The organism is Granulicella pectinivorans (genome assembly GCF_900114625.1).
Lineage (GTDB): Bacteria > Acidobacteriota > Terriglobia > Terriglobales > Acidobacteriaceae > Edaphobacter > Edaphobacter pectinivorans.
In genome coordinates this window covers 3001091-3020149 of the sequence record NZ_FOZL01000001.1, presented here as the reverse complement: position 1 = coordinate 3020149, position 19059 = coordinate 3001091, and the positions used below count along the sequence as shown (strand labels likewise).

At 56.1% G+C, this 19059-nt stretch carries 13 protein-coding genes; 1 reads left to right on the top strand and 12 read right to left on the bottom strand.

The annotated features are described in order from the left end of the window. Positions 1-17: 17 nt before the first annotated feature. From BM400_RS11845 to BM400_RS11790, 12 genes are all read right to left on the bottom strand, one after another. Positions 18-3425, bottom strand: coding sequence for a TonB-dependent receptor (locus BM400_RS11845; RefSeq protein WP_089839353.1), 3408 nt, complete (start codon positions 3423-3425; stop codon positions 18-20). Between the two features lie 489 nt (positions 3426-3914). After that, on the bottom strand, positions 3915-5315 hold the full coding sequence (locus BM400_RS11840; RefSeq protein WP_175528996.1) for a TlpA family protein disulfide reductase: 1401 nt from the start codon (positions 5313-5315) through the stop codon (positions 3915-3917). A 38-nt stretch (positions 5316-5353) separates the two neighbouring features. Further along, positions 5354-6811, bottom strand: a complete 1458-nt coding sequence (locus BM400_RS21695; protein WP_141223905.1) for a hypothetical protein — start codon at positions 6809-6811, stop codon at positions 5354-5356. A gap of 423 nt (positions 6812-7234) precedes the next feature. After that, complete coding sequence (locus tag BM400_RS11830) at positions 7235-7768, bottom strand: protein-disulfide reductase DsbD domain-containing protein (RefSeq protein ID WP_175528995.1); 534 nt, start codon at positions 7766-7768, stop codon at positions 7235-7237. Continuing rightward, a complete protein-coding gene (locus BM400_RS11825) occupies positions 7765-8211 on the bottom strand; it encodes a c-type cytochrome (RefSeq protein WP_089839349.1) in 447 nt (148 codons plus the stop codon). Before BM400_RS11825 ends, BM400_RS11830 begins: the two co-directional genes overlap by 4 nt. Before the next feature lie 85 nt (positions 8212-8296). Then, entirely contained in the window at positions 8297-8740 is a 444-nt protein-coding gene (locus BM400_RS11820; protein WP_245781837.1) for a CHRD domain-containing protein, read from the bottom strand. Positions 8741-8807: 67 nt separating this feature from the next. Next, positions 8808-10286, bottom strand: coding sequence for a lanthionine synthetase LanC family protein (locus tag BM400_RS11815; RefSeq protein ID WP_175528994.1), 1479 nt, complete (start codon positions 10284-10286; stop codon positions 8808-8810). 495 nt (positions 10287-10781) lie between these two features. Beyond that, positions 10782-12161, bottom strand: a complete 1380-nt coding sequence (locus BM400_RS11810) for a peroxiredoxin family protein (RefSeq protein ID WP_175528993.1) — start codon at positions 12159-12161, stop codon at positions 10782-10784. 534 nt (positions 12162-12695) lie between these two features. Further along, positions 12696-14210 carry a MetQ/NlpA family ABC transporter substrate-binding protein gene (locus BM400_RS11805; protein WP_089839345.1) on the bottom strand — a complete coding sequence of 505 codons (1515 nt, stop codon included), beginning with the start codon at positions 14208-14210 and terminating at the stop codon, positions 12696-12698. Further along, complete coding sequence (locus BM400_RS11800; RefSeq protein WP_089839344.1) at positions 14207-15295, bottom strand: methionine ABC transporter ATP-binding protein; 1089 nt, start codon at positions 15293-15295, stop codon at positions 14207-14209. Before BM400_RS11800 ends, BM400_RS11805 begins: the two co-directional genes overlap by 4 nt. Positions 15296-15620: 325 nt before the next feature. Next, positions 15621-16670, bottom strand: a complete 1050-nt coding sequence (locus BM400_RS11795) for an LLM class flavin-dependent oxidoreductase (RefSeq protein ID WP_245781836.1) — start codon at positions 16668-16670, stop codon at positions 15621-15623. After that, a complete protein-coding gene (locus BM400_RS11790) occupies positions 16660-17664 on the bottom strand; it encodes an ATP-grasp domain-containing protein (protein WP_245781835.1) in 1005 nt (334 codons plus the stop codon). The genes BM400_RS11795 and BM400_RS11790 overlap by 11 nt, the downstream gene beginning before the upstream one ends. 465 nt (positions 17665-18129) lie before the next feature. Between BM400_RS11790 and BM400_RS11785 the strand changes: the two genes are divergently transcribed. Further along, positions 18130-19056: a dimethylarginine dimethylaminohydrolase family protein gene (locus BM400_RS11785; RefSeq protein WP_245781834.1), complete on the top strand. Its 927-nt coding sequence runs from the start codon at positions 18130-18132 to the stop codon at positions 19054-19056. Positions 19057-19059: the final 3 nt, after the last annotated feature.

The following is a 19059-nucleotide window of genomic DNA, read 5'->3' as shown; positions in this document are numbered from 1 at the left end:
ACGGCGAACGGAGAAGGTCAGAAGATGAACTTGCCGAAGACCACAAGCACGCGTCCTGAAACGATTGCACCCTGTCCCGTGCCATAGATGCTGGTTGGTACGCTCACATCGGAAGCGATGGTGCCGAAGGTGCTTCCCTTGTTTACGTCGGAGACTGGCACCGCGAAGTTAACATGGTTGAAGAGGTTGTAGGCATCCGCACCCAGCTCGAAGTAGCTGTGCTCGGTCACGTTGATATCCTTGGCGAGTTGGGTGGCCACCGAGAAGAATCCAGGTCCACGGAAGCTGTTCGGCTTGGTATTTCCAAAGCCGCTCTGTGCAGCCGCGGTTGCGAAGCTCGCTGTCGTGAGGCAGGCCGTGCGAACCGCCGCGGAACCGCAGTGTGTGCCGATCGCCCCGGGATTGGTGGTATCGGCGAGGATCGTTCCACTGAAGGTGCTCGACAGTCCGTGCGTGCTCCCGTTGATGCCGGTGTCTGTCACGGTGAACGGACGTCCGCTATAGAGATAAAGCTTGCTGCCCGTCTTCCATCCGCCCACGGTGCGATTCAACAGATGGTTGCTGAACTTCGGTGTGGAGTACACAAGATCGGCAGAGAGGTTATGACGAGTGTCGAAGTTCGTCGGTCCATAGTTGTCCGTTACGCTGCCAGTTGGCGTCAGCGTTCCAACCGAGTATGCGGTTGGGTTGTAGATGGTGGTTAGCGCAAGCGCCTTGCTCCAGGTGTAGCTGATCTGTCCCTGGAAGTGATAGCGGAAGGCATGCCGCTCCAGCAGGGTCAGACCGTTGTACCAGGAGTATCCGGTGTCATAGATCTGCGAAACCGTCGAAAAGCGAGGATCGGGATTGGTCTTGGCCAGCCCACCGAAACCGCTTGTAGAAGAGCCGTTGGCGGCGGAGTTAGTCAGCGGCTCGTTGTAGCCGTGTGTGCCGCTGTACGTGGCTGAAACAACGTCGTGAGTTGTCAGCGGATGTTCGATCTCCAGGCTCCACTCAAGCACCTTGATCGTATGGAACTTGTTTGGATTGACGTAGAGCGTAGGCTGTGAAAAGTTGGGAACAGCCGCCGAGAGCTGAGCAAATGTGCTGCCATTGGCGAACCCGTTCTGAAACGCATTGGCCGATGCAATAGCATTTGCCTGGGAGCTACCTGCATTGGAGCTCAGGCCTACCGAGCCCGTCGTCACCTTCGGAGTGAACTTATAGGGGGCGTTGCCGAAGACACTCGCTGTAATGCTGGCAGCAATCGTATTGGCGAAGAGTCCGATGCCTCCGCGTACAACCGTCTTCCCTTTGCCGAATGGGGAGTAGGCGAAGCCGAACCGAGGTTCTGTGATCACACCCTCAAACTGCTGAAAATCTTTGTTGATGCCGGTCTGCAGAGTCGCATTATAAGGTGTCGCGGCACTATTGGAATATCCGCTACCGAGGAATACTGTGTTCGCACGCGAATAGCAGTTCTCCTTGCACGACGGATTGCCCTGGTACTCGAAACGTGCACCAAAGGTCACGCTCAGATTGTCGCGAAGCTTCCACTCATCTTGGCCATAGAAGCCAAGTGAATCCACCCGGATATGCACGGAAGGAAGCACAGGGAAACCCTGCGTGAAGCTGTTCAGGTTCTTCGAATCGACGATGCTGCCGCTGGCAAAATCGGCAAGGCTACCAAAGGCATACGTTCCGATCACGGACCCGCTCTTGTTCGCCGTGCTGCTGATGCGGTTATTACGGTTGTTCACCCCGAACTGAAGCGTATGGCGTCCACGCTCCCACGAGAAGTCATCGATAATGCCAAGCTGCTGGCCGAGACGACCGTTGGGTACTGATGTCGATGCCGTCTGCAAGCCGTTGTTCCCGGCGCCGCCGTCGGAGAAGGAGAACGCGAGCGGAAGCAAGGTCTGAGCTGCCGCGAAGTCTGTCGGCCCGGTCACAGCGGAGTAGTAATTGCCATTCAAGATGAAGTTGTTCACAATCTTCGGCGTAATCACGTAGGTGTAGTTCACCTGCGGAATCACCCAGGGTTGCGGACTCACCTGATTGAAGACGGGATTCAGAGGACTGGTGCTGCTCGCCTGTACACCGTAGTCACGGCTGATGTGGAAGTAGAGCTTGTGCTTCGTATTGATGTTCCAGTCCACACGTCCATCGACGTAATACTCGGTATTAAGGCTGGAGGCTGTAGTTCTAAACGCGACAGCGCAAGGCAGACCGGTAGTACCACCGAAGATCGCGCCACTTCCGCCCGGGACAACCGTTCCAGAGAAGCCTTTATTGCCGCATCCCTGGTTGCCGGTACCATCCTGCAGTTGGCCGCTACCATTCGTCACATTCACAGCACGGCTCAGGCCGGGCGCCCCGTTATAGACCTTGAAGAGCTGCTGATAGTAAGGCAGAGCAGAGGCAGGAACATTCGCGAGCACATACTGCTGAAAGGCTGTCGTAGGCAACGAGACGACGCCGGTGGTTGGCAGAGCGTAGCGCAGCCCTTCCGTGTTGACGAAGAACGTCAGCTTGTCGCGCAGGTCGACCCAGTGCGGAATATAGACAGGTCCACCCAATGACGCGGCATACTGGTTCGCGACCGCGCGTCCGCGCGGCGTTCCGGACTGATTGTTGAAATAGTCATTGGCATTGAAGATCTGGCTGTTGTAGTTCTCGACGAGATTGCCATGGAACTGGTTTGCGCCGGATTTGCTGATGTAGTTCACCTGCGCACCCGCCTCGCGGCCATACTGCGCACTGTAGGCGTTCGTGATCACCGATGCCTCGGATACATCGTTGGCGCCAAGCGTGTTGTTGCTTGAGCCCGACTTGTTGTTCAGGTTATAAGGCTCGACAATATCCGCGCCATTCACGGTGAACAGCACCGAGCTGAACGGCAGTCCGTTGACATTGAAGTTCGTATTGCCCCCGCCTACATTGAGACGAATGCCCGGTGTGCTGAACGCGATGTTGGTGATATCGCCGCCATTGACCGGCGTGTTTTCGACATACTCTTTGCTGTAGGAGGTGACATTGTTCGCGTTCTCCGTTTGCAGGAGAGTCGCCGTGTCGGTCACTTCAACCGACTGCTGCACGGAAGATATCCCCAGCCTCAGCGTCACCGAACGTTCTTGTCCCACAGCGAGTTGGAGTCGCACAGGCTTGGCGCTCAGCGAATCAGATTCCGCGGTGAGCAGATAGCTCCCGGGATTAAGAAACGGGAAGCGGTACTCGCCCGCGCCGTTAGAAGTTGTCGTATTCACGGCACCGGTTTCCGTCTGAGTTGCCTTGACCGAAGCCTTCGGCACGAGCGCTCCGCTCGTATCCGTAACGATGCCGGTGATCGTCGCGCTGGTGAGTGTTTGAGCGAGAGCGGGCCATGCGCCTACCCCCACAAGAAAGAGAAGCAGCAGCAGAACTCGGGATAAATTCAGTCGTTTCATTCCATCCTCAAAACCGCAAAGCGTGCGGCGGGCAGGGGCGTAGCGGTCCGTTCAACGCGCATAGAAAGCCGTTGGCGCAAGGCATGAAGCCTGCGAGCGGACTGCGAGCAAAAAGAAGGATGACTTGATTTCAGAATGAATTGCAGGCAGCGCGACGCGAGTTCGCGAACACCCGTGCACTATGCCACAAGCGGGCCAGCTGCAACTGCTTTCAGGATCAAATCAGATGGGGAAGAAAGTTAGGCGCAACAACAACAGCGAGTTCCTGCTGACACGAATCTGCCATGGATCTCAAGCGTCGTTCTATGAATATTGCCCATGAGTGAGATATATCACATATAAGAGAGCGCTCCAACGAAAATTTTGGACGTTCATCAAATGTTTGTGATCCTAACTTGGATCTCAATGGGCAGAATGCGACACAAAGAATTTGCCCGCCGCGAGATGCCTCGCGGCGGGTAGAAGCATTCCGATCATGTGCTCGCTTGATCACTCTCCAGGCTTGTTCGATCCATCTAAGCTAGACGCGACGTGCTGGCTGGCCTTCTCCGCGAGAAGCTGTTCAATCTTCGCGGTGAAGTCCTTCTGCAACTGCTGATTGAACTCGCCGCTTGCCGGAGAAGCAAACCCGGAGTGAATCCCCTTCACCAGTCCATCGCGACCGACGAAGATCGTAGCGGGCCATGTGTTGAGGTTGACTGCTTGAGGAACTTTTTCCCACATCTCGGCCGGTGCGCCCGCGATGAGGTAGGTGTACTCCACCCCGTACTGCTTCACAAATGCACGCTCCCGCTCCAGACTTCCCTGCTGCTCGGGCTCTTCAAAATCGAGAGCAACGATGGCGAGGCCCTTGTCGCGATACTTCTTGTCCAACTGGACAAGATATTGCGCCTCATCGTGGCAGTTCGGGCACCATGTGCCAGTCACAATGGCGAGCACAACCTTGTCCTTGAAGCGAGGATCATCGCTTGAGACCAGCTTCCCGTTTACATCGGGAAAGTTGAAAGCGAACTTCTCCTTCGGGTCGCGAACAGTGGTATGCGTGTCGTAGTTCTCCGGCTGGGGAAGACCCTTGGCCAGCGCCACGTCGGCCCGGAACGCGACAAGCTTCGACGTGTACCGGCTGTCCACCGTCTCTTCACCGTAGCTTTTGTTATTGCTGCTGGCGCTCACAGTCTGGTACGCGCCAGCGCCTGCAGTGGCCTGCTCTGCCGGCTTCTTCGCGCGTGCCGCATTCTGCAGCACCTCAAGCGTTCCGTCCTTCGTGAGCGAGACCTCAATCACTCCGGGCCGCGATCCATCAAAATGGCTCAGCACCCATCGGCCATCTTTATACGTGCCGCTGTATGCCCCCGTGTCTCCATCAACACGCAGAATGGAGGCCGCGACCTCAGCACCACGTTGTTCGACGATAAACCGGAATGCCTTCTCGCCCTTCGATGTCGGAGCATCCAGCGGGATAATCCAGGATCCAGCGATCGAAGGAACGTTGGCGGCTGACGAGACTGTATCCACATGCCGCGTCGCCTGGAAGTCATACTCGGCGGCTGGTCCTCGCGATTGCGTATTGATGTTCCCCGTAAACTGCCCGTCCTTCAGTGTTGCCGTGATTGTGGTGAGGTAGTGCTCGATATTCAGGACGAGCTTGCCATCCTGGAAAGTCGCGTTGGTGGTGCCGTCGAAAGGAACAAACCCGTTATAGAACGTCCCCTTCAAGGATGCACCAGATCCGGAGATGTCGAGCCGGAATGGAATGATCGTTCCGTGGTTGTTGAGGCTGGCATCCCAGCGGCCATCGATGGCAGGATTCGTTGCTTGAGCGAAGGCCGCCGATGCGCCAACGCTTGCAAACATCAGTAGAAGTCCCGAAGCTCTCGAGATGGATTTCATGGTCGTGTTCCCTTTCCGGTTGGCTTTCATTGAGTGGCTCATCCTTGTGTGTGAGCACGAGAATGCTTCCCCGCTATCTGAACGCGGATGTGGTTGGATCTTGCATAGGCCTGCCATTCCTCCGGCAGGCCCTTCTTGGTAGCAAGCAAAATCTCAAGAATGGCGCGGCGATTCTCTGCCGACAGCTTCGCGAAGTCGGGACTCTGGTCTTGACCGCTCAAGACCTCCAGGAGCCGGTGATAGACATATCCCCTGGCAGGCTCCGGCAGGCTGTCGAACGACTCGGAATAGATCAGGTAGCTGCATGGGTACCGGAAGATCCTCGTATGGAGATCGAAGTCTCGCAACGAACGCCCATGGCCATCTCGTACGCCTCGTGCCGCAAAGTCCTTTGCAAAGCTCGAGGAGCCAGCGATCGGTTCGCCTCCCGCTTCAGAGAGAGGCGCTTCGTTTGCGAATAACAGATAGCGCACCAACTGCTCTGCAGGCTTCTCAAACTGTCGCCGTATATTCTCCGGCAACGCCACATCGTCCGATATACCGTCACGCTTATTCTGATTCGCCTGCGTGTAGAGTGCGATTCTCGTCTTATAGTTCGTAAGCGTAATGAGGTTGTGCATCTGCGTCTGATGAGCCAGCACAAGATGCGCCACCACGTCACTATCAGGCGCCAGGTACGTGGAGGCATCGAATGGCCGGGAGAGCGCGATGAGTTGGGCAACCGAAGCGTGATCCTCCGGCGCAGAGACCTGCTTGCTCTCGGAAGCAACAATCGCATTGCCCATCTGCGGCTGACCGCCTAGCTTGCCGGTGACATACCATCCGCCCCAACGCTCCTTGAGAGGGCTCTCCTGGTCCGTAATGAACGACTTGCTGCTGGGTGCCTGAGTTCCGGCCTCTGTCGGATAGATCGATCGAAGGAGAACACCGGGAACTCCCCGTGTTCCCGCAGCGATGTGGCATTGTGTGCAATCCAACTCCGCTCTCTGAAAAACAGGCTTCTCTGCCTTGTTCTCATCGAGCAGATAAAAGATAGCTCCCTGCTTTGGATCGAACGAAACGATCTCAATCGCCTTGCCCTCGTGAACCGAACCGACGTAGACGTCGTCGTTGAAGTAGAGCGCACGCGGATGCTCGGGGGAGATCTTCTTGTACTGAAAGCTCGTCTTGGAAAAGACGAGGGTCTGCGAATCGATCGGCACATGGAGTAGATCGAGAACGGATCGGAGATAGCCGTGCTCCGGCTCGTACCGTAAAGTCGCCGCACCTTGATTCAACTGCTGTTGGAGCTTGGCAACGGGATCGCTGAGATCTTCGGATCGATAGTTGATGGGAGCATCGCTGAAAGGCACATATCCCTGGTTACGCACCGCGATCTGCCCGTGTGTGCCCACCGCAAACCAGCCAAGCGTTGTACCCGCCAACACGACCATCGAAAGACTGATCGTATTGACATGGAGATACTTGTCCTTCCAGAGTTTCCCCGCGGCCTTCAAGACGCGACCTCGCTGCCGCCGAAAGTAAGTGCGACTAAGTCGCGAGGTTTGATTGGCAGTTATATTTTGTATCTTGATTTTCAAGACAAACCATCCCGTATGTGAAAGGAGAACGATCCGGGATCGGGTTTTAACAAACAAGAATGCCCGTCCCGTTGAGGGGCTGGCTTCACTGAGCACATCGGTCGCAGACGATCGATAGCAACAGAAAACCCGCTCCAGTAGGGCTGGCAAGCGGGTCATCGATAATCAAAGGGATCGTTGTCGATCACGCAATGATTATGAAGAGTACATGATTCCCCAGTCGCCAGCGACGATCCGCGGCGAACAACAATTCAAACTGGTGAGGAATAGCATAGCTTCGAATTTATCCTTGCATTGAATATTTGTCAACGGGATATCTTATCTTCTCAATCCCCAACACTAGTTGCCAGCGACGACCTCCACTGGAACCGGAACATGGACAGTCTTCGGTGGCAGGCAAGTACGATCGCTGCAAGCTTGAAACCGCACCGCCACAGATACATCCTGCTTACCCGATGCCGAATGCTCCTTAACCTGCACAGGCACGCGAAGAGTGAACACTCCGGTGTAAGACTCGATATCGAGATCGAATGCTGCATCGTGTTTCTTAACCGGGGCCGTACCCGAAATTGCTCCTGCACCCAGGAGAACCGGATTGTCGTCGATCGCGATCTTCAAAGGAATTGGCCCCCCGGGCGATTCGGTGAAGCCATACACATGCCAGCCGGTTTGCACGCTAGCCGAAAGCTCGATCGACAGTTTACCGCCCCGTGCGACCGTGCCCGCGGGCTTCGTCGCAGCCGACCATTGGACCGGCTGAACCGGGCCCTGCGCCTGAGCTACCGTGACACATGCGGGTGCCCCTATGGCAGCCCCGATGAGTATCCGTAGTATGGTTGCCTTCCTGGGCTTCATGGTCGTCTTTGTGATCATCGTTGCTCCTTCGGCTGGAACGTCGGAGGGTCGACTTGACCCTGATGGCAGTTGCCGCATGTAAGCGGCTCCGCATAGCGCCGGTCGCCCAGTTGCCCGAGATATTTTGTATTGATGTCTTCGTTCATCTTGATCATGAAGCGAGCCGTCTCTTTGATGGGATTCTCGTCCGACGCGTAGTTGATCTGCTTCGTCTCGGGATTCTCTTCGTGGCAATAACCACAGGGAACGCCAAGATCCTCCTTGAACCGATGCATCAGCTTATCCAGATCCTCGCCTGAGATCGTCTTAGACAACACCTTAAGATTGGTTGGCCTCGGATAAGCGGCCTTTGCGTCCTCGTGTTTCGCACTTGTGCTCCCTGGCCCCTGCGTAGCTGCAAATGCGGCCACACCAAAGGTGACGCAACCTAGGAGCAGCGCTACACCATAGCGTCCATTCATGCGATTTCTTCCTCGTTTCCATGCCCGGTTTCGAACACGGCGTGCGGCAGAAATTCTTGCTTACCGCACACCGCATTGCGACCCACTACTCCGATTTCGTAACCTGCCCACGTATCTCACCACCCGGATTGGCGGTAGTGTGCAAGTTGAAGTACCACTTGCCATCCGCGAGGTCTTTGGCCTGCTCCGGAGTCAACGTAGCCTTACCCTCAAGCGGGCTGGCAAGCGGTGTGGTCTTGATCGGCAACTGGGGCTTCGCGTTCGCTCCCTCGGCGGCTGGTCCGTGAAAATGCGCGGCCACAGCGGGTCCGGTCAATCCGTTGAACTCAACGTGATACTTGAATTCGTTGGTGTCCGTGTCCAATGTCCCCGTCAAGGTGCCTGTGCCAGCGCTATCTTTCGCCGGAACCTCTGAAGATGCCTTTAGATCCGCCTTAAGGTGAAGCGTGGTAGCGTGTGCGGCAAGCGAGACAAGACCAAGTGCGGATGCGACGATGAAGTTACGGAACAAGCTGTTTGCGTTTTTCAATTGCCTTCTCCTAATGACTGCTGGTTGAAGTTTCGCCATGGTAGTAACCGGACCAGTGATGCCGGACTTACGGTCCAAAACGATCCGTATCGTGCAAGTCGGCCGTTACCGACTGAGCCTCAACGCCGCTCAAGCGACGATTGGGAAAAGGGCTATCCGGTAGAGCGATGGTGTCAAATCGCCCTGCCTGCGCAAGATACGAGTGAAGAAGCGCTGTGCCGACTCCTGCCGCGCCAATTGAGTATCCGGTTTCGGCCGTGACGTCCCATGGCTTCACGCGAGTCCATGCCTGATACCAGCGGTAGCCCTTGCCGTCGAAGTTCGAGTGACGACTCAAGGTTTGCCCGGCCAGATGATTGGCAAAGGCGTAGTACTCTGTGTTGCCCGTTGCCGCCCAGAGGCCGAGAAAGAACTCTGTAATCCCCGCGGACCCGCAGCATTGGCAAACGACATTCCAGTATCCAGGTGTCTGACTTGCGGGGATATCGCTATTGATAACGCCGCGTGCCAGCCTCTCCGTCCAGTCCAGGTACGACTTATCTCCCGTGACCTTGTAGAGCTGATAAAAGAGCCTCGCGGTGCCTGCCGGACCATGGCAGAAGCCCAGATAGTGGACATCCTGAAGATCGGGATAGCGATATGGGATCAGCGCTCCTGTACCGCTCGTGGTCGCGATCTGCTGAAGATGAGCCGCGCCTCGTTTTGCAGCTTCAAGGAATTGACCGTCACCCGTCTCCTCATGCAAACGAGCGAGAACGTAGGCGACACCTGCGGTGCCCAATTCAAAGTTAGGAAAGTAAGTCTCCTCGGGAAGACCGAGCAAGGTTGGCTGTACGCCCTTCCAGCGAACACCATCCGTTCCTTGACGTTCCGCAAGGACGAGTAAGTGTTTGCCGCCGGCTACCGCAATATCCCGATACTGTTTGCGATCGAATACGCGCGATGCATAGAGCAGATACAGGATCACTCCGCCATCCGCAACGATCCCAGGCGATGTGGACCACGTCACGCCATTCGTAGAGGGCTTGGCTGCATCGGCAATCGCTTGTGTTGCCGACAACGCGGCATGGTGGTACCGCTCGTCGCCTGTCTCCTTCCAGATCTCCGCCAGAACAAAGGCCACGCCGGAAAGCCCGTTGTAGAACGACAGATTCGATCCAGGAATACGCTCCTTGCCCTTCAGGACATCGGACCAGGTGAGAACGAGATAGTCCGCACCTCGTTTGGCCTCTTCAAGGAGATTCGTATCAGCGGTTTCCTTTGCCAGTTGCAACAGGAAAAGCACAATCCCGGCGCTCCCGCTATAGATACCCTGCACCGGGGACACGGTGGTGACTTTCTCAGCATGGTCTGGGTCCGGCAGCCAATATCGCCCCTCGGGTGAATCCTTTTGCGCTGCATGGATCCAGCGCCCTGCTTCGACCGCGCCATGGAGAAACTCTTCTTTACCTCTCGGAATCGGTCGCTTTTCATCGATGGTGGTTTCGCCCCATGCGATGAGCGGTGTTGCGACCGCCGCACTCAGAGCGCTCGTCTGAAGAAACATGCGTCTTGAAACTTTGATTGGCTTTCCATGCAAATTTACGGACATCTCAATTCCCCTTGTGTGCAGGGGCCGCAGGCCCCGTTACGCTGACGTTCGAACGGACGAAGGGCAGAAGGCACAGGGACAACACGCAAGGATGCGCAATGGGATATACGAGTCGATCAACGAAAAAATGAAATGACGCACAGAAACCCCTATTCGGAGGATGCTTACAATTCACGGACTGAGCGTGTGCTTCGGATAGACCGGTTCATCGTTGTCACTGAAACAAGACAACGGCCGACTGACTAGTCCCGGGCGGGACAACAGAGGCAAAGCCGCGTTGGAAGGTTGGTCAACATCGCGTCTCCCTGACGATAGCGCAACAAGCCAAAATGTGCAATGAACCCTGACTGCTTCAATCTCACCCATACGGATTCCGTCCAACAGGAATGCCCAGTGGATTGCTCTACTGAGCATCCCCATTGAAATGAATCTATCCGCTTGGGGCCGCTGTCAATGCTTCAACGAAGGTGCCTCGACAGCGGCGTTCTGCGTCGTAGCATGTTCAGCGAGAAGCTTTTCGATCTTCGCCGTGAACTCCTGCTGAAGCTGGCTGTTGAACTCCCCGCTTGCCTGCGAGGCGAAGCCCGAGTGAATGCCCTTGACGAGCCCATCACGACCGACAAAGATCGTGGCCGGCCATGTATTCAGATTCACCGCCTGAGGAACCTTCTCCCACATCTCGGAAGGCGCTCCCGCGATCAGGTAGGTGTAATTGACCCCATACTCCTTCACGAAGGCACGCTCGCGCGTCAGGGTTCCCTGCTCCTCGGGTTCTTCGAAGTCCAGTGCCACGATGGCGAGACCTTTATCGCGATACTTTTTGTCGAGCTGCACCAGGAAGCGCGCTTCATCGTGGCAGTTCGGGCACCAGGTACCGGTCACAACCGCGACAACGACCTTGCCCTTGAAGCGTGGATCGTCGCTCGAGATGAGCTTCCCATTGGCATCGGGAAAGTTGAACGTGAACTTTTCATTCGCATTGCGAACCGTGGTGTGGGTATTGAAGTTGTCAGGCTCTGGCAAGCCCTTGGCGCGAGCTACCTCCGGACGATAGGCGATGAGCCTGTCGCCGGTGACAGCCTCCACGGGAGCTCCGCCATAGCCACCGTTCGCGGCAGTCTTGGTCTCAGGGCTGTCTCCTTCGATCGCCTTCTTCAAGGCCTCGTTATGCTGAATCACGTCCAGCGTGCCATCGCTCTTCGCGGCCACTTCAATCACGCCAGGACGCGAGCCATCAAAGTGACTCAGTACCCACCTGCCATCCTTATACGTGCCGCTATAAGCGCCCGTATCGCCGTCGATCCTCAGAATGGAGGCTTCGGCGTCCGCCCCGTTTTGGCGCACGATGAGATGGAATGACTTCTCTCCCTTCGCACTGGGAGACTCAAGCGGAAGCTCCCACACACCTGCGATGGATGGCACGTTCTCTGCCTTCGTCGCTGCGTCCTGATGCCGTTTGGCCTCAAAGCCATATTTGATGTGGAAGTTCGGCCCCTGCAGAAGAACATCGCCGGCAAGCTTGTCGTCTTTGAGTGAAGCGGTGATGGTGGTGAGATAGTGCTCGGCCTTCAGCGTCAGTACGCCATTCTGGTACGTCGCACTGGTGGTCCCTTCGTAAGGCTTGAAGCCATCATAGAAAGTGCCCTTCAGCGTCGGACCAGATCCGTCTATGTCGAGACGGAACGGGACTGCGGGGCCGTTGTTCACAAGGCTCGCATCCCAACGGCCGTCGATGGGAAGCGATGCGTGATTGGACTGGGCAACGGACGCGGATGTACTGAGCGCCGCAAACACAAAGGCAAGAGCTGTACTGCGCGAAGCAATTCTCACGGGGTGAATTCCTTTCTGGTGGGTGATGGTGAACTGCTGCCCGTATGATCTCTGTGTGACGCAGTGGTTCATCCCGTTGGCGACCCGGTTTCAGCAGGCGCGCCTGCTCCTGTGAATGGAATTCCATCCATGGAGTACAAGGTCGCCTGATGAGCACGAATCGCGAACAGTTCACGAACACAGGACCGATCGGAGCGCTAGCGGGAATTGCCCAGAGACTGTATCCGTAGTGCGGGATAGATCCTGAATCTCTTGACGACGGGGAATGAGATTCCAGATCGACTTAAACAGAAAACCCGCTCCAGAAGAGTCACTGGGCGGGCATGTCAACCACGGTATGGATCAATGCGATCACATAGAAATTGGTCGAACACGATCTTCCCGTTCTCCAGCGGAGATGCAGGAGGAACAACAATATGTTCTAGGAATGAATCGCATAAACGCAAGCTACTACTGTACCGATATGTTGTCAACTCTTTGTTCCATCTTGCAAGAGTAAGAAGCAACGTAGTCTTTCACGGCTTGGGGCGGTAACTAGAACGCGGGTAGAACTGCTCCTTGATATCGCTGCAAGATGAACTGCCGCGCAGCTGGACTTTGTAAGGCTCTCTCCAAGGCAAGAATGCGCGGATCGTTTGCTTTCCCAGGCACGGTGGACAGCACATTGGCATAAGGCGAAGCTGAGTTCTCCAGGAACATCGCATCCTTCAGCGGATTCAACTTTGCCGCCAAAGCATAGTTGGTATTGATCACCGCTGCATCGACATCGCGAAGCGAACGAGGCAACTGCGCCGCCTCCAGCTCACTGATCTTGATATGCTTTGAGTTCTCCGATACATCCTCGAGCGTGGTCTGGGTATTCGTACCAGTACGCAACTTGATCAGCCCCGCAGCCTGCAATAGGAGCAGACCTCGCCCCGAATTAACCGGATCATTCGGAATCGCAATCACGGCTCCATCAGGCAGTGCACTGAGTATCTTTGTGCGTCCAGGATAAAGACCGAGCGGTTCAATATGAACCTTGGCCACGGCGATGATATTCGTCCCATGATCATGATTGAAACGGTCCATGAACGGAACGTGCTGGAAGAGATTTGCGTCGATATCTCCTGATGCCAACGCCAGATTCGGCTGGATGTAATCGCTGAAATAGATGATCTGCACATGCACGCCTTCCTTCTCCAGGATCGGCATCACCTCTCGGAGTATCTCTCCATGCGGAATAGGATTGACGCCAATCCGCAGAGGCTTGTGAAGCGACGCGGAACGCACATGAAGTATCGCCACGACCACACCAATGAGCAGGAAACCGATGGTTCCCCAACGCACGGTCGGGGCAAAGCGCGGAGCCACTCTCCACCAGCTTTGCCGCTGCAGCGTTCCGATCGTGCCGGCATTCCCGGTCCGTTCGAAGTACCGCGCCAAAAGGTCACCCGACAGTTGAATCCCCTGAATCATCACGATGAGCACAATGACCGTGGCCACCATCACGTCGAGGCGAAATCCCTGATAGCCATATCGGATTGCAAGGTCACCCAGACCTCCGCCACCCACCGTTCCAGCCATGGCCGAGTAGCTGACCAGCGTGACCGTTACCACGGTGAACGAGCGGATTAGTGCGGGAACTGCTTCTGGCAGATAGGCCTTGCGGATCACCTGCCACGGAGTGGCACCCATGGTAAGAACGGCTTCAATCACACCGCGATTCACACCTCGCAGCGCACCTTCCACCAGCCGTCCGACATAGGGGATTGCGCCAACCACCAGAGGTACCATCGCCGCTGCGGTCCCAATCGATGTCCCTACGACCCAACGCGTGAAAGGAATGATCGCAACCATCAGGATGATGAAGGGAATGCTGCGGCCGACGTTGGTCATCATGTTGAGGAAGCGGTTTAGCCATGGCGCAGGCAACACGCCACCATCCTCGGTGACAACCAGCAACACGCCAAGTGCAGTTCCCACGAGGCCGCTGATCAATGCAGAGACCACAACCATCGCGATGGTCTGCAAGGTCGGCTCCCAAAGAAGCTGCAGTAGCTCTTTCACGCCGGCCTCCCGTTTGCTTCCGCTTCCGTCCAGGGATCAATGCGCGTCACGGACGCTCCATGCGCTTCAAGAAAGTGAATGCTCTGCTCCAGCGTTCCGGTCTCACCTCCAAGTTCGACAAGAAGAAAGCCATAGGCGGACCGGTTCAGTTCCCCGATATCGGCGCGCAGAATGTTCAGAGTGACATCGAAGGTCCGGATCAGACCTGAGAGAACGTGGCTGGTTCCGCTCTGTCCAAGAAATTGCAGTTCCAGAAAGAGCGACCCCGCATGCAGGTCTCTTTCACCCAGATGCGCAGCCAGATGTTCAGCGCCGAAGCTGCGTCCCAGAAGACGCTGCGTCGTCCTGCTTGCAGGGCGCAGCAACACCTCTTCGACCGGCCCCTCCTCGACGATGGCACCTTGATCGAGCACCGCAACGCGATCGCAAATAGCGCGAACTGCACTGAGTTCGTGTGTGATTAGAAGAACCGTCACTCCCAGCTCATCCCGCACCCTGCGTAGTAGCGACAGCACGGACGCCGTCGTCTCCGGATCAAGCGCAGAGGTCGGTTCGTCGCTCAGGAGCACAGCAGGTTTCGTCGCTAACGCACGAGCGATGGCGACCCGCTGCTGTTGTCCACCCGAAAGCTGCGAAGGATACTGGTCTGCTTTTGCTTCCAGACCAAACCACGCGAGCAACTCCGTCACTCGCTCGTGGATGGCCTCTGGCGCGAGTTCCGCAAGTTCGAGAGGCAGGGCGACATTCTCCGCCACGGTACGCGATCGAAGCAGGTGAAGTTGCTGGAACACCACACCCAGGCGGCGTCGTGCAGACCGAAGCTCCTCACCATTCATATGCGCAAGGTCGGCTCCATCGATCAGCACTCTCCCTTCATCGGGAAGCTCGAGCCGGCTGATGCATCGCAGCAGCGTAGTCTTGCCTGCACCGCTGAAACCGATGATGCCCTGGATCGTCCCTTTGGAAACGCTCAGGCTGATACGAGTAATCGCGTTCGACCAACCGTTCCCCTGCCGGTATCGCTTCGTAATGTTCTCCAGCAACACGGCCGGAGGTGTCGGGGCAACGCTTTGGTCATCAGACATATACTTCGTCCTCGTCGTTTTCAGGCAAAGATGCCACAAAGCTTGGTTTAGAAGGTAGATCGGCAGGCTGGTTCAAGGACGAGCGATAGAATTCAGCAACAAATGCCGATTGATCGTGGTCTGTGGCAGCGAATGCGGAGGAGCAGGCTGCTTGTTCTCTTCTCTGCTACCGCTCAGGGGCAACAGCGGGACGCGGGACGACAACGATGGTAGGTCGCCGGAGAAAGTATCCAGATTGGCTGGGAAGCCCGCATAGGAGCAATTGTAACCTGCGTTTCACCCGAGGCGAAACGCAGGCATGACACTCATGGTGCGGCCGGAGAAGCTATGCTGCAGTGCCCAGTCGAATCACGCTTTCACTGAAGCGCTCCATCTCCTCAAGCTGAGGGCTGAACTGAAGAAGTAGAAGATTGACTCCAGCTTCTGCGAACCTGCCAACCTGCTCCTGGATCTGTCCGGGCGTTCCAATCAATCCCGACCGCAACCCTCGGTTCGAGACCGAATATTCCTGAATCGACATCCTCTGCTCCAGTTGCGTCCCCTGAAGCCACTGCTGATAGTTCTCGTAGCCTTTGGCATTCTGCTTTACATCGGTGATGCGGTCAATCTCCCGCTTCACTTCATCTTCCGAATCCCGAGTAAAGGCATAACCGGCCAAACCAAATTGCATCGGTGGAAGCCCAAACCGATCCCTGCGCTCACGCATATCGGCGATCTTCGCTGCAACATGCTCCGGCGAATCGCCGTGCATCACATACGCGTCGCATCGCTGCGCGATCAGGTTCTTCGCGGCCTCAGACTCTCCGCCTGCGTAGATCGTCGGCCGCGGCGTCCGAACCGGCTTGGGCTCGAGCACCGTGTTCTCGGTCTTGTAGTAGCGACCATCATGGCTATAAACCTTCTCCGTCCATGCGCCATTCACGACCTCCAGCCACTCCGCCGTACGTCCGTAACGATCATCATGCCGCTCGAACTCCACGCCATACATGCGTGCCTCCTGCTCCCACCAGGAAGAGACGACATTGAGGGCAAGTCTGCCGTTACTGATGCGGTCGATATTGGCCGCCTGCTTCGCGAAAAGAGCAGGCGAATGAAAGGTGGGCCGAACCGCCACCATCAACTCCAGCGTCGAGGTCACCGCCGCGAGTGCGGCCGAAGTAGACCATGCATCGAGACTCGGTGCCTCCACTCCCTTGATGTCGTTGAGGTTGAGTTCCGCAATCAAGGAAAGATCAAACCCAAGTTCCTCGCTCCGCAGCGCGAGCCTGCGCGTGTACTCCCAGCTCGCCTCCATCTGCTCATCTTCAACGTTGCGCAGCCACCCGCCAAAGACAGGCATCCAGTAACCAAAGCGAATTCCCTGCTTAGCTGTCACGCCGCACCTCTTCTTCCAGAAAGTCTGCGAGACGCGTGAATGGATCGAATCCGATGACCCGCGGAGCATCCGCCACGAAATTGGATAAGGCATTGATGTCGTAGTAGTAGATCTCACCGTCGCGATCGTCAACGATGTATTCAATGCCGCCTACGTCGATGCCTGCAGCTTGCACGATGCGTTCGATGTTTTGAATCACCTCCGCAGGCGGAGTGTACCCTTCCACCTTCAGGCCAGCCTTCGAGGCCTCGATGACACATGCATTGTTGAGGCTTTCTCCTCGCGAAGTCTGGCAAATATCCGCTGGGCAAAGGTCGAAGGTCTGTCCACTCAGATAGACCTGAATCCCATACAGGTACGTGCCCCCAAGTGTCTCCACGCGCGTGATCGTTCCGCCTCTGGCTGGCACGAATTCCTGTACCAACGCAATGCTGTCATAGCCGAGGTCGATCTCCTCCGCGTTCACAGCCGCTTCCAGTTGTTCCTTCGTGTCGTAACGGACAATTCCCTTTCCACTGCCGCCAATGTTTGCTTTGACCACGATGGGATACCGCAACCCCTCCGCTGCGGCAACTGCCTGATTTGCACGATGGATCACACGAGAAGGAAGAAACCGGATTCCAAGCGACTGCAACAGAGAGTGCTGGGCCGCCTTGGAAATCTCATAACGAAAAGCCTTGACTCCATTCAGAACCCGAATGCCATTAAGCTCCAAATGCTCAAGGTAGGCAAGCGTATGAAAGATTCCGGAGCCATGATCGCGGCTGTTCGCAGACGGGCTCATGCGATTGAAGAGAACCTTGAACGCCGGCCTTCCCTGGCCTATCCCATAGAAATGATCGGGAATGAAAATCTTATCGAACGCAACACCGCGCCGTTCCAGCTCCGCAAAGATCGGGTTGAACCACTGTGGATGTTCATACAGAAAGGCCAGAGGCGCACCGGGAGCGAGAGAAGTCCTCTCGGGAATTGAAGTTTCCATCTGATATGTCACGAATACATCCTCCACACTGTGTTGTATTGGATGCTCGGGTTTCTCGCAAGTTTCGTTCCGATACCGACACAGAAAGGAGCGGCTTCGAGACCTTGACCATAACCGGTTGATCGGATTATCGTGTGCCTATGAGCAAGTTTCACCAGATCGGTTGTTGCTGCTGCCCACTTCCGGCGTGTGTCCACGATCTTCTTTGCTCCGCCTAGTCGCGGCTTTTCTTAGCTCAGACGGCCAAAGCTCCCCTTCAACGATTCCGCATCTCCAGGACTGAGCCGCCGCTACGGCGCGTTTAGGCCTTTGAATAGGTTCCCATGCTTCAAACGTTTCTTCTCCCCTCGATCCACTTCCGCATACACGCGGAGGCATCATCCTTTGGCTGTTGTTCACATTGATCTTCGCGATCGGCGCTGCCTCCCGCAGCGATCCTCAACTCAATGATGAAATCAAGTCAAAAGGAATCGACCAGTGCAAACCTTTAGCACCCAAATTGAGATTCAATTGCCTAACAACTCCGATGAGACACAGACCACGACACAATTCACTCGTCCGACCTTCCTCATGTGCGCTCCCGGCTGGTACGAATTGAAGTACGTCATCAACCCATGGATGGCAGGAAACATAGCAAAATCGGTGCGCGACACCGCGTTCCAGCAATGGAATCGCCTTTACGAAGCATTGAGGAGTCTCGGAGATGTCAGACTGCTTCGAGCCAAAGAAGGCTCACCCGACATGACCTTTGTAGCGCATGGCGCTGTCGTCAACTACGGTGTCGCAGCTCTCTCCTCCTTTGCTCACTACCAGCGAACCGCCGAGGAAGACTACCTTGAGGCATGGTTCGAGGACGCTGGCTTTATCGTTTGGAAGTCGGAGGGGCTTCCTCTCGAAGGCGAAGGCGATGCTCTGTTCTCACCGGACGGTAACCACCTATGGGCTGCACATGGCTCCAGGACTTCTCTACAGAGTCACCGCCGTCTTGGCAACATATGGCACGTCGACGTCACATCGCTTCATCTGGTTGACCCACGTTTCTACCATCTCGATCTCTGCTTCACTCCTCTCAGCGGTGGGCACGTTCTCTATTATCCTGGAGCCTTCGATCGCAGGTCGCTAAGAAAGATTGAAGACGCCTATAGTCCCAACAATCGCATCGCACTATCCGAAGTGGAAGCCGTACAGTTCGCATGCAATGTCATCAACGTCGGAGATCAGGTCCTGATGCACACTGCTGGAAGCGCTGCCAGTCGAATCCGCTCCGCTGGCTATGAGGTCTCGGAGTTTCCCCTCGGCGAATTCGTAAAAGGCGGAGGCGCCGCGAAGAGCTTAGCGCTTCGCTTGAGCGATGTCTCTGTCACGCACCGTCATCCTTCGCAGCGGGCTCTCGTAATCCGCTAGCGC

Coding starts and splice junctions, on each gene's coding strand:
- BM400_RS11845 (WP_089839353.1), bottom strand. CDS start 3,425: ATGAAACGACTGAATTTATCCCGAGTTCTGCTGCTGCTTCTCTTTCTT.
- BM400_RS11840 (WP_175528996.1), bottom strand. CDS start 5,315: ATGAAATCCATCTCGAGAGCTTCGGGACTTCTACTGATGTTTGCAAGC.
- BM400_RS11830 (WP_175528995.1), bottom strand. CDS start 7,768: ATGATCACAAAGACGACCATGAAGCCCAGGAAGGCAACCATACTACGG.
- BM400_RS11825 (WP_089839349.1), bottom strand. CDS start 8,211: ATGAATGGACGCTATGGTGTAGCGCTGCTCCTAGGTTGCGTCACCTTT.
- BM400_RS11815 (WP_175528994.1), bottom strand. CDS start 10,286: ATGTTTCTTCAGACGAGCGCTCTGAGTGCGGCGGTCGCAACACCGCTC.
- BM400_RS11800 (WP_089839344.1), bottom strand. CDS start 15,295: ATGTCTGATGACCAAAGCGTTGCCCCGACACCTCCGGCCGTGTTGCTG.